An 11,518-nucleotide genomic window follows, 5' to 3' on the forward strand; every position below is an offset into this window, starting at 1 on the left:
CGGCGCGGGCCGCCGGCCGGCCCGCGCCCCGGCACCGCGCCGCCGGGTGCCGGGGCGCCTGCGGCCCGCTCCGGCGGCGCCCGGATCAGTACGCGCCGGTGCGGCGCATGGCGCGCGGGCGGCCGTCGGGATCGCAGAGCAGGCGGTAGATCGGCGTCGCCAGCGCCACGGCCCACGGCGGCAGGGGAGCGGGCTCGTGCAGGCGGAGCCGCCCCGGCGGGCGCGGCCCCCGGCGGCCCGCGGCGTGCCAGTCTTCGAGGGCGGCCGCGGCGGCGGCGTAGGCGTCGAAGAACGAACGCGGGTCCAACAGGTCGCGGTCGTCGCCGCCGGCGCGGTCGAGGTGCTCGCGGGCCAGTGTCAGGCGCAGCCCGCGGGGCAGGCGCCGGGCGCCGTCGCCCAGCCCGCCCGGGTCGCGCGGCTCCCGTCCGTCCGGGGTCTCGTCGAGGACCGCGCAGGTCAGCTCCGAGTCGTAGGTCCAGGAGCGGCGGTTGAAGTTGTCGGAGCCGACGGTCATCCACGTGTCGTCGACGATGCAGACCTTGGCGTGCACGTAGACGGGCGTGCCCGCGTGGTTCTCCACGCCGTAGACCGCCACCCGGTCCCCGCCCGCCTCCTTCAGCACCTCCAGGGCCTGCCTGCGGCCGAGGACCTGCGGCGTGCCGGCGAGCAGGCCGTCCTGGTCGGGGTGGAGCGGCAGCACGCCGACCATCAGCAGCTCCGGCCGGGCCCGCAGCGCCTCGGCGAAACACTCGGCGACCTGCGGCGACCACAGGTACTGGTCCTCGATGTAGATCAGGGAGCGGGCCCGGCGCAGGGCCTTGAGATAGCCGCGGGCGACGCTGTGCTCCCCCCGCGGGGCGAAGGCGTAGCGGGAGCGGCGCCGCGGATAGGTGCGCAGCAGCTGTACGGCGTGCGGCCCGCACGGGGGCGGATCGGGGAACTGGGGCGGGAGCGGGTCCGCCCGGGTGTCGTCGTGGCGGAGCAGGTCGGCCAGGCGGTGCACGGGGTTGCGGGTCAGCGGCTGGGGATCGTCCCACCGCTCCCGGAAGACGGCCTCCACGTCGCCCACGGCCGGGCCCTGGATCGCGGCCTGCACGTCGTGCCAGGGCGGCCGGGGGCCGTACGCCGCGGCCATCGGCGCGGCCTGCGGGTCGCCGTCGTGCGCGGCGTCGTCGCGGCGGGTCCGGCACAGGTCGATGCCGCCGACGTAGGCGATGTCGCGCCGCGGGTCGCCGCGGTGCCGGAGCACCACGAGCTTCTGGTGGTGCGATCCGCCGGGCGGGATCCGCATGTCGCGCAGGTACTCCCCGCCCGCGGCCTCGATCTCCTCGCCCAGCTGGCGGTTCTCCTCCGCGCTGAAGCGGAGCCGGTCCCAGTGGGAGCGCCAGATCAGGCCCTTGACGACGACGCCGCGCCGGGCCGCGTCCGCGAACACGCCGGCGACCTCGGTGCCGGGGCCGTCCAGCCGTTCGTCCGGGTCGCCGCGCCAGTCGGTGAAGAGCAGCAGGTCGCCCGCGCGCAGTCCGCGGACGCGGGTGAGGAGGTCGGTGAAGTAGGCGGCGCCGTGCACGAGGGGGCGGACGGCGTTGCCGGTGGACCAGGCCGCGCCGTCGCCGTGCCGGGAGTCGATCCGGCCGGCCGGATTGCCCCGCTCGTCGGCGGTCAGGAACCAGTCGTGGACACGCACGGGCGTCGCCTACCCCTTTTCCGCCGTCCGACGCCCGCGGGCGGGGAGCCGGACGCGGCGGTCCCGCGGCGGACCTGGACCTGGCGAGCCCGGGGATCGTCGAGGTCCTCGACGCCGGGAGCGGCGACGCCTGCCCCGGCATGCCGTGGGAGCCCCAGGCCGCCTTCGCCGCGCCGGCCGAGTGCTACCGCGGCTGACCGCGTCGCGCGGCGGGAAGGACGGGTTCACCGTGCCTTGACGGAGAAGGTCCGGCTCGTCGACGGCAGATAGCTCGTGACGCCGTCGAAGACGATCCGCCACGACCCGGCCTTCCTCGCCTTGGTCGTGGACCAGAAGAAGGGGGCGCAGCCCTGGAGGCGCTTCCTGTCCTTCCAGGTCGCCGACCCCCTGGCCTTGAACTGGGCGCGCAGGTCCAGCACCGGGCCGTGGCGCAGGCAGGTGTTCCACCTGGAGGTCAGCCACTCGACCCGCCCTCTGACGCGGAGCTCCCTGCCCGCCCGGCGGATCTTGACGGCGGCGAACCGGGTGGGGGTGAACTCGACGTATCCGATGTCGGAGACGCTGCGGGCGTACCCCTCCGAGCCGGGGAAGACCGCGCGCCAGTACCCGCTCCGGTTCACCTCGACCTGCTTGCGGACCACGCCGCCCCGGCGGGAGAGCACCGTGCCGGCGGACTTCCACTCCGCCGAGCCCCGTGCCCGGAACCACAGCTGCACGGGGAGGCCCGCGACGCCGTGCCCGGTGCCTCCGGCGATCCATCCCTGGACCTCGACGATCCCGCCGTTGCCGTAACCCGACGCGTAGGCCCAGTTGAAGGCGAGGCTCGTCTCCTCCGTGCTCGCATGCGCCGGAGGCTGGCCCCCGAAGGCGATCGGGACGGCCATGGCCGTCCCGATGAGTGCTCTGCCGACCCCGCGCATGCGTTCACTCCCGTCTGTGCGCTGTGCATCATAACGGTACATATAGAACTAAACGGACAGAGCTGGCAGGTCTCCCGTCCATCGGGCCCGGCTCTCTGACACCGTCGTCGGCCGCGAGCCCGGCGCCTCTCCGCCGTCACCGGCCACCGGCCCTCCGCACGGGCCGTGCCGTGCCCGCCCCGGCGGGCACGGCACGGCGGCGCCGCAGCCGACGGGACCGCCGCGCCGTCAGCGCGCCTTCCACCGCGGGGTGTCGTCGACCTCCCACTCCAACCGGTCGACCACGTCGACCACCCCGTGCACCCGCTGGACCAGCCGGGTGACGAGCTGGGCGTCCCTGCGCCGCCGCATGCGCCCGCTCAGGGTGACGATCCCGCGCTCGACCGAGGCGGTCGCGTCGTGCGGGCCGTCCCAGAGGGGGCGCCCCAGGATGTGCTGGTTCACCTCGGCGGCGATCTCGGCGTCGTCGCGGACGAAGACCTTCAGCAGGTCCTGGCGGCTGACGATGCCCTCCAGCCGCCCCTCGGCGTCCACCACCGGCAGGCGCTTGACCCCGTGCTCCTCCATGAGCCGGATCGCCGACACGATCGAGGCCGCGGAGCGGATCGTGACCGCCGGGGCCGTCATCAGCTCGGCCGCGGTGTCCCCGGTGGCCTTGCGCCGGGCGTCCTCCCGGCCGCCGATCCGGTGGCGGAGCCGGACCCGCAGCGGCGGCTGGTAGCCCTCCTGGTAGTACTGCTCCTTGAACTCCTCCTTGCGGAGCAGGTCGGCCTCGGAGACGACGCCGATGACGTGGCCCTCGCCGTCGACGACCGGGACCGCGCTCACCTCGTGGCCGATCATCACCTCGGCCACGTCCTTGAACGGCGTGCAGCCGTTGACGGCCGTCACCTGGGTGGTCATGACGTCCTGGACCTTGACGTGCATCGCTCCTCCTCGGCGGCTCGGACCGTACGGCGGCCCTGCGGGGAGTGTTCCCGGCCTCCCCCGCATCTTCATCCCACCGCGGGGGAGATTCCGGAGCCAGGGACCGAGGTCCCCGCCGTCCGGGCCTTCCGGCCGCTGCGCGGAGATCGGCGAAGAGGTCGGATGGAAGGCAGGACACCCCCAGAGGAGGACGAGATGACAGCGCATGTGGTCGTGGGCGTGGACGGCTCCCCGGCCTCGACGGCCGCGGTCGCCTGGGCCGCCGCGGACGCCGCGCGGCGCGGGTGCCCCCTGAGGATCGTCCACGTGTGCGAGCCGTGGGCCTACGGCATCCCGGAGGACGCGCCCGCCGGCTTCCGCGACTCGGTCGCGGAGCACTGCGGGGACGTCGTCGAGCTGGCCGAGGACGTGGCGCGCGGGCACGAGCCGGGGATCGAGGTGAGCACGGTCCTGGAGACGGGCCGGGTGGCCGAGGTCCTGCGGCGCGAGGCCGAGGACGCCGAGGAGGTCGTGCTCGGCAGCCGTGGCCTGGGCGGGTTCGCCGGTCTGGTGCTCGGCTCGGTCTCCTTCGCGGTGAGCGGCCACGTGGACGTACCCGTGGTGGTCGTCCGGAACGTGCCGGAGCAGACCCGCGGCAGGGTCGTGGTCGGATTCGACGGGTCCGAGCACTCGGCCGCCGCCCTGCGGTACGCCTTCGCCGAGGCCGTACGGCGCGGCGCCGTCCTGCACGCGGTCCACACCTGGCAGCTGCCCGTCCTCGGGGCGGGCGCGACCGCCTACACGCCGCTGGTCGAGGACCTCTTCACCGCCGAGCGGCAGGTCGCCGAGGTGGTGCTCACCCCCCTGAAGGAGGAGTACCCGCAGGTCCGGGTGGACCAGACGGTGGTCTGCGGCCACCCGGTCCTGACGATCTGCGAGGCGTCGAAGGAGGCCGACCTGGCCGTGGTCGGCTCGCGCGGCCTGGGCGCGCTCGGCTCCGCCGTACTGGGCTCGGTCAGCCACGGCGTGCTGCACCACGCCCACTGCCCCGTCGCGGTGGTGCGGGCCCGGAAGGAGACGTGACGGACGTCAGGAACCCGCCGGTCGCACGGATGGGGAAGGGAGCGGGGGAGAAGGGACGGACGGCGGTACCGGGCGGGTGGTGTCGCGCCCGGCCCGGAAGGTGGAGTGTGGAGGCATGAAGCCGAGCCTGCGTCTGGGAAGAGTGGCCGGGATCCCGCTGGGGGTCCACTGGTCCGGCCTGCTGATCGTCGCGGCGGTGGTGGCGGTCCTGGGGGCCTCGGCGCTGCCCGCCGCCGTCCCGGGGCTGCCGGGGGAGCTCTACTGGGGCGTCGCCGCGGTGACGGCGCCGGTGTTCTTCGCCTCGCTGCTGGCCCACGAGCTCGCTCACGCCCTGGTCGCCCGCCACCGGGGCATCGGGGTCAAATCCGTCACACTGTGGATGCTGGGCGGCGTCACCGAGCTCGACGGGGAGGCGCGGACGCCGCGGACCGAGCTGGAGATCGCCGCCGCAGGCCCGCTCACCAGCCTGGGCATCGCCGCGGTGGCCTCCGGCGTGGTGCTCGTCCTCGACGGGCCCGCGCTGCCGTGGGCGGCGCTGACCTGGCTGGCGCTGGTCAACGCCGTGCTCGGGGTGTTCAACCTGCTGCCCGGCGCCCCGCTGGACGGCGGGCGGGTGCTGCACGCGCTGCTGTGGTGGCGCCACCGCGACCGCGCCCGCGCCGACCGGGGGGCCGCCCGCGCGGGAGAGGGGCTGGGCATGGCCCTGGTCGCCGCCGGAGTCGTGCAGATCTTCCTGCTGTCGCCGTTCGGCGGGCTGTGGACGGCGCTGATCGGCTGGTTCCTGACCGGTGCCGCCCGCACCGAGGCGGTCACCCGTACGGCGCGGCAGGGGCTCCGGGACCTGCGCGTGCGCGACATCATGGTCCCGGACCCCGACCTGGCCCCCGGCTGGACGGACCTGGCGAACTTCACGGCGTCCGTGGCGCTGCGGTCGCGGCAGAGCGTCTTCCCGGTCGTGGACTTCTCGGGCGCCCCCACCGGCTCCGTCTCGCTCGACGCGATCGCCGCCCTCGACCCGGAGCGGCACGCCGCCACGCGCGTCTCGCAGCTGGCCCGGCCGTTGCCCGCGGAGCGGGTCCTGGATCCCGGCGAGCCCGCCGAGCGGATCCTGGAATGCGCCGCGCCCCCCGGCGAGCCGGTCGCGGTGGTGGCCGAGGCGGGCCGGGTGGTCGGCATGGTCGCCGCCTCCGACCTGGCGAGGATCCTCGGGCAGGCCGTGCTCCGCGGACACCGGGCGCTTCTCCCGGAGGGCGGGGCGGGTTCCCGCCACGACGAGGGGCATGAAGGCACATGAACGGAGCAGGGCCCCGGCCGACGGGAGCCGTGTCCGCCGGGGCGCGGCGTCACCCGGCGGGGTCCGCGGGTTCGAACAGGCTCAGCACGCCCGCCATCGCCCCCAGGTGGATGCCCTCGGCGGTGGTGCCGCCCTGCACGTCGCGCACGTCGCTGCCGAGCGCCTCCACCAGGAACGGCTCCGAGGCGCCCGGCCGGATGCGCGCCAGCACCTCGGCGTGGACGATCGCGCTCAGCGTGGAGCCGTGGCAGGTGCGGGCGAGGTAGTAGTCCACGGTCCGCTCCGCCGCCCCGGCGTCCCAGTCGTAGCCGAGCCCGGTCAGGATCTCCGCCAGGCCGTCCTGGCCGAGCAGGTGGAACAGCATGAGCACGTCGGCCTGCTTGGAGGCCTTGTAGCGGTTGGGCGTGTCCCCCTCGGCCTCCAGGATCCGGTCCAGCCGCCGGATGTCGCCGTAGGTGCGCCGGTACCGCTCCCAGTCGAGCTCCGCCAGCTCGCCGTACCCCTCGAACTGGCTGATGACCCCGTCGTGGAAGCACACCCGCATCCGCGCGGCCATGTCGGCGAAGCGCTCGGCCTCCTGCGCGGTCAGGCCGCCGGGACCCACGGTGCCGACGAGGTCGGACGCCTCCAGGACGCGGCGCATCAGCCACGCGGTCATGACGTTGGTGTAGGCGTTGTCGTCCAGGCCGGGCGCGGCCCCGCCCGGGCGGCCGTCGTGGTACTCGTCCGGCCCCATCACGCCCCGGATGGAGTAGCGGCCGCCCTCGAAGGACGCCAGCGAGGCGAAGAAGCGGGCGACCTCCAGCAGCAGCTCCCCGCCGAAGCCGGCCAGCAAGGCGGCGTCCTTCGTCGCCAGGTAGTGCCGCCAGACGTTGTAGGCGACGGCGAGCCCGACGTGGCGCTGCAGGTGCGAGTTGTCGGGCAGCCAGCGGCCCGAGCGGGGGTTGAAGTGCAGGGCGGGCGTCTCCTCGCGGCCGTCGCTCCCGCTCTGCCAGGGGAACATCGCCCCGGCGAACCCGGCGGCGCGGGCGGCCCGGCGCGCCTCGGGCAGGCGGCGCCACCGGTACCGCAGCAACGCCTCGGTGATCTCCGGGAAGCGGGGCGCCAGGTAGGGGAAGACGAACAGCTCGTCCCAGAAGACGTGCCCCCGGTAGGCCTCGCCGTGCAGGCCCCGGGCGGGCAGCCCCACGTCGAGGTCCGTCACGTGCGGGGAGGCCGTCTGCAGCAGGTGGAACGCGTACAGGTTGAGGATCTGCTGGACCTCGGCGTCCTCGGAGGCGACGTGCGCGCGCGTCCAGATGCGCTCCCAGGCGCGCGTGTGCCGCGCCAGCAGCTCCTCGAAGCCCGCCGCCCACACGACCGCGGCGCGGGCGGCCTCCGCGGCCGAGGAGATGGCGCGGTCCCGGGAGGTGTGCACGGCAACGACCTTCTCCACGTGGACCGCCTCGCCGGCCCGCACCTCCACCGCCAGGTCGCACCCGGCGAGGCCCCGCCCGGCGCGCGGGCGGGGCCGGGCGCCCGCCATGGTGGTCCGCGCGGCGAGCGCGATCTCCACCCGGGAGGCGGCGGTCCGCACCAGCACCTCGGCCACCCCGCCGGAGGCGTGCGCGGCGACCGGGACCAGGTGCCGGCCGTCCAGGTCCCGGTAGCGGGCGACCCCGGCGTTGACGACGCGGCCGTCGAGCGCGGAGCGGACCTCCAGCGGCCCGCTCCAGTCCTCGGGCGTGACGGTGACGTGCAGGGCGGCCAGGTGCGGGTCGTCCATGGAGACCAGGCGGCGCTGCTCCAGGCACGTGGTCCGCCCGGCGCGGTCGCGTACCCGCACCACCCAGCTCAGGGTCCCGCGGAGCATGTCGAGCCGCCGGTGCCAGGTCAGGATCCGCGCGCCGCCGCCGGGGGAGAACCACTCGCCGCCGCCGGCGCGGAAGGTCAGCGGCAGCCAGTTCGGCGCGTTGACGAGGTCCTCGTTGTCCACCGGGCGGCCCGCCACGTGCGAGGTCAGCCGGTCGTAGCAGCCGGCGAGGTAGGTGCCCGGGTAGCAGACGCCGTCGGCGCGGGCCTCGCAGGCGGCGCCCCGGGTGGCGAAGTACCCGTTGCCGAGCGTCGTCAGCGCCTCCCTCAGCCCCTCCTGCGCGGGGTCGAAGCCGTCATAGGTCAGGAGCCAGGGGTTCACGCCGTCTCCCCGGGGAGCGCGGGCCCGTCCCCCCGGAGGGACTCGGGTCCGCGGAGCCGCAGGTCCGCCAGGTCGGCCACGACGAGGTCGGCGCCCGCGGCCGACAGCGGCCCGCCCCGGCCGTGCCGGTCGACGCCGACGACGAATCCGAAGCCGCCCCGCCGCCCGGCCTCCACCCCGGCGAGCGCGTCCTCCACCACGGCCGTCTCCGCCGGTGCCGCGCCGAGCCTGCGGGCCGCCTCCTCGAACAGTGCGGGGTCGGGTTTGCCGGGCAGGCCCAGCCGGGCGGCCTCCACGCCGTCGACCCGCGTGTCGAACAGGCCGCCGATCCCGGCCGCCCGCAGCACCTCCGCGCAGTTGCGGCTCGCCGAGACGGCGGCCGTGCGCACGCCCCGGCGGCGCAGTTCGCGGGCGAGCTCCGCGGTGGAGGGGAACGCCGCCACGCCGCGGGTGCGGATCTCGGCCAGGAAGCGGGCGTCCTTGCGGGAGGCCAGCTCCCGCACCGTGTCCGGGTCGGCGGGGATGCCCCGGGAGGCCAGGAAGCCCCGCACGCCGTCAGCGCGGGACCTGCCGTCGACGTGGCGCAGGTAGTCCTCGGCGGCGTCGAAGGGGCGCGGCGGCTCGCCGTCCGGGGCGGCCCGCTCGCGCAGGAAGTCGTCGAACACGCGCTTCCAGGCGGCGGCGTGCACCCGTGCGGTGTCGGTGACGACCCCGTCGGTGTCGAAGACCACCGCCGTGATCCGGGTGAGGTCCAGCTCGGTGGAGCGCGTCATGGCGTACTCCCTTCCCTTCGACGCTACGGGGTCACCGGCCGTCGCGGCCAGGGGCGTCCGGCCCCGGTCCGGGGGCCTGCGGCCCGGGTCTCCCGCCCCGCCGCCCGGCCGCGGGGGACCCGCTGACGGCCCCTGCCGTAAAGGACGCCTCCTGTTTCGGGGTGCGGCCTTGCGGGGGTTCTCCGGGCCGCGGTGCCATGGAGAAGGGGAGTCGCATGAACAGACCCATCGTCGTCGGGACGGACGGCTCGGATCCCGCCACGGCGGCCGTGCGCTGGGCGGCCCGTGACGCCGACCGCCGCGGCCTGCCGGTGCGCATCGTCCACGTGGTGGACCGCGGGCCGTACGGCGCTCCGGTCGCCGGTCGGCCGGACCCCTGCGCGTACGCGGGGCAGCGGACGCTCGAACAGGCGGCCGGGGCCGCCGGGGAGTGCGCGCCGGGCGTCGCCGTGGCGACCGAGCTGGCCGAGGGGCCGCCGGGCGAGGTGCTGCGCGAGCACATCGCCGCCGCGGCCGAGCTGGTGGTCGGCTGCCGCGGCCGGGGCGGGTGCGACGGCGCCCTGCTGGGCTCGGTGCCCGTGCGGACCGCGGGCCACGCCCCCGGCGCCGTGGTGGTCGTCCGCCCGCAGCCCGCCGGGTCCTGCCGCGAGGTCGTCGTGGGCGCCGACGGCTCCGCCGGGTGCGAGCCCGCCCTGGCGTTCGCCTTCGAGCAGGCCCGGGCACGCGGCTGCCCGCTGCGCGCGGTGCACGCCTGGCGGGAACCGGGGGACCTCATGGGCGGTCCCGGCCGCGCGGCCGCGGAACGGCTCGCCGCCTGGCGGGAGCGCTTCCCCGGCGTCGAGGTGACGGAGGACCCCAGGTGCGCCCAGCCGGTTCCCGCGCTGGTGGACGCCTCCGGCAGGGCCGGGCTGCTCGTCGTCGGGGCCAGGGGGCTGGGCGCCGTCGGCGCGCTCCTGCTGGGCTCGGTCAGCCGCGGCGTGCTCCACCACGCGCGCTGCCCCGTCGCGGTCGTCCGGTGAGCGGCCCGGGCCGTACGCGAGGCCGCGCTGCGCGGGACGAGGTCGTCGACGTCCCGCCCCGGCGGGAGGCGGACTGACCTCGCCTCCGGCCGCTCCGGTCCCCGCCCGGCCCGGCCCCCTGCCCGGCTCAGTCCCCGACGTGCAGTACGGCGGCGCCGGTGACGCGGTCGGCGGCCAGGTCGGCCAGGGCCCGGTCCGCCTGATCCAGCCCGTAGCGGGCGGTGGCGACCCGGAGCGGATGCCGGGCGGCGTGCTCCAGCAGGGCGCGGCCGTCCGCCCGGGTGTTGGCCGTGACGCTGCGCAGGGTGCGCTCGCGGAACAGGTGGCCGGCGTAGTTCAGCGGCGGGATGTCGGTGAGGTGGATCCCGGCCACCGCCAGCGTGCCGCCGGAGTCCAGCGCCGCGAGCGCCACCGGGACCAGGTCGCCCACCGGGGCGAACAGGATGGCGGCGTCCAGCGGCTCGGGGGGTGCGTCGTAGGCGTCCCCGGCCGAGGCGGCTCCCAGCTCCAGCGCGAGCCGCCGCGCGGAGGCGGCCCGGGTCAGCACGTGCACCGTGGCGCCCCGGGCGAGCGCGACCTGGGCGGTGAGGTGGGCCGAGGCGCCGAACCCGTAGACGCCCAGCCGCCCGCCCGGCGGCAGCTCGGCGCGGAGCAGCGCCCGGTAGCCGATGACGCCCGCGCACAGCAGCGGAGCCAGCACCTCGGCGGGCCGGTCCTCCGGCAGCGGGTAGACGAAGTCCTCCGGCGCGGTCAGGTATTCGGCGTATCCGCCGTCGGCGTCCCAGCCGGTGTAGCGCGAGTCCGGGCAGAGATTCTCCGCGCCGCGCAGGCAGTATCGGCATCCGCCGCAGGTGGAGCGGAGCCACGCCACCCCCACCCGGGTGCCGGTCGCGAGCCGGCCGGCACCCGGGCCGCGGCCCACGACCCGCCCCACCACCTCGTGCCCGGGGACGGTGCCCGGGCGGCGGGGGGCCAGGTCCCCCTCGGCCAGGTGCAGGTCGGTCCGGCAGACCGCGCACACCTCGACCCGGATCAGCACCTCGCCGGGCGCCGGCTCCGGCACCGGGAGCCGCACCCGCTCCAGCGGCCCTGTCGCCACGGGCCCGGGCCGGCGCACCACCCAGGCCGTCATCGTCTCCGCCATGCGCCCATGGTCACACGCCGGAGCCGTCCGCGGTCCCGGGGCGCCCGTTCCGGGCGTCCTGTTCGTGCTCCGGCACCCGGGGTTCCCGAGGTCCCCGGGGCGCCCGTCCCGTCGGCGCCCCACCGCGGGGAGGCCCCGCCGCTCCGGCCGCCGCGGCCGCGCTCGCCCCGCGCACGCCCGCCGCCTACGCCTTCGGCGCCGCCCGCGTCGCGCTGGGCTGGGTGTTCTTGTGGGCCTTCCTGGACAAGGTGTTCGGCCTGGGCTTCTCGACGCCCGCCGCCAAGGCCGTGGTGGGCGGCGGCAGCCCCACCACCGGCTTCCTCAAGGCACCGGCGACAACGCCCTGGGCGGCCTGTTCGGCGCGCTGGCCGGGCAGGCGTGGGTGGACTGGCTGTTCATGACCGGCCTGCTGGGCATCGGCCTGGCCCTGGCCACCGGCGCCGGCATCCGCGTCGCCGCCGCGGCCGGCACCGCGATGATGCTGCTGATGTGGGCCGCCGAGCTGCCCCTGGTCACCAA

At 76.5% G+C, this 11,518-nt stretch carries 9 protein-coding genes; 3 read left to right on the forward strand and 6 right to left on the reverse strand.

What is annotated here, in order from left to right; genetic code table 11:
• Positions 1 to 85: 85 nt before the first annotated feature.
• From ABD823_RS33350 to ABD823_RS33360, 3 genes are all read right to left on the reverse strand, one after another.
• Complete coding sequence (locus ABD823_RS33350; RefSeq protein ID WP_344866753.1) at positions 86 to 1,687, reverse strand: phospholipase D family protein; 1,602 nt, start codon at positions 1,685 to 1,687, stop codon at positions 86 to 88.
• Between the two features lie 224 nt (positions 1,688 to 1,911).
• Positions 1,912 to 2,607 (reverse strand): hypothetical protein, encoded by a 696-nt coding sequence (locus ABD823_RS33355; protein WP_344866755.1) that lies wholly within the window; start codon positions 2,605 to 2,607, stop codon positions 1,912 to 1,914.
• Positions 2,608 to 2,835: 228 nt separating this feature from the next.
• Positions 2,836 to 3,534, reverse strand: a complete 699-nt coding sequence (locus ABD823_RS33360) for a CBS domain-containing protein (RefSeq protein WP_344866757.1) — start codon at positions 3,532 to 3,534, stop codon at positions 2,836 to 2,838.
• Positions 3,535 to 3,729: 195 nt separating this feature from the next.
• On the opposite strand from ABD823_RS33360, the gene ABD823_RS33365 reads away from it, so the two are divergent.
• Entirely contained in the window at positions 3,730 to 4,596 is an 867-nt protein-coding gene (locus tag ABD823_RS33365) for a universal stress protein (protein WP_344866759.1), read from the forward strand.
• A 115-nt stretch (positions 4,597 to 4,711) separates the two neighbouring features.
• The gene (locus ABD823_RS33370; protein WP_344866761.1) at positions 4,712 to 5,890 is read left to right on the forward strand and encodes a site-2 protease family protein; all 1,179 of its coding nucleotides are present in this window, start codon (positions 4,712 to 4,714) and stop codon (positions 5,888 to 5,890) included.
• A gap of 49 nt (positions 5,891 to 5,939) precedes the next feature.
• On the opposite strand, the gene ABD823_RS33375 is transcribed toward ABD823_RS33370, so the two are convergent.
• Positions 5,940 to 8,063, reverse strand: a complete 2,124-nt coding sequence (locus ABD823_RS33375; protein ID WP_344866763.1) for a glycoside hydrolase family 65 protein — start codon at positions 8,061 to 8,063, stop codon at positions 5,940 to 5,942.
• Positions 8,060 to 8,836, reverse strand: coding sequence for an HAD family hydrolase (locus ABD823_RS33380; protein ID WP_344866765.1), 777 nt, complete (start codon positions 8,834 to 8,836; stop codon positions 8,060 to 8,062). The genes ABD823_RS33375 and ABD823_RS33380 overlap by 4 nt, the downstream gene beginning before the upstream one ends.
• Before the next feature lie 215 nt (positions 8,837 to 9,051).
• On the opposite strand from ABD823_RS33380, the gene ABD823_RS33385 reads away from it, so the two are divergent.
• Positions 9,052 to 9,855, forward strand: coding sequence for a universal stress protein (locus tag ABD823_RS33385; protein WP_344866767.1), 804 nt, complete (start codon positions 9,052 to 9,054; stop codon positions 9,853 to 9,855).
• 127 nt (positions 9,856 to 9,982) lie between these two features.
• Here ABD823_RS33385 and ABD823_RS33390 read toward each other — a convergent pair whose 3' ends face one another.
• On the reverse strand, positions 9,983 to 10,999 hold the full coding sequence (locus ABD823_RS33390) for a zinc-binding alcohol dehydrogenase family protein (protein WP_344866769.1): 1,017 nt from the start codon (positions 10,997 to 10,999) through the stop codon (positions 9,983 to 9,985).
• Positions 11,000 to 11,518: the final 519 nt, after the last annotated feature.

Origin of the sequence: Planomonospora alba (assembly GCF_039534085.1) — a bacterium.
GTDB lineage: Bacteria > Actinomycetota > Actinomycetes > Streptosporangiales > Streptosporangiaceae > Planomonospora_B > Planomonospora_B alba.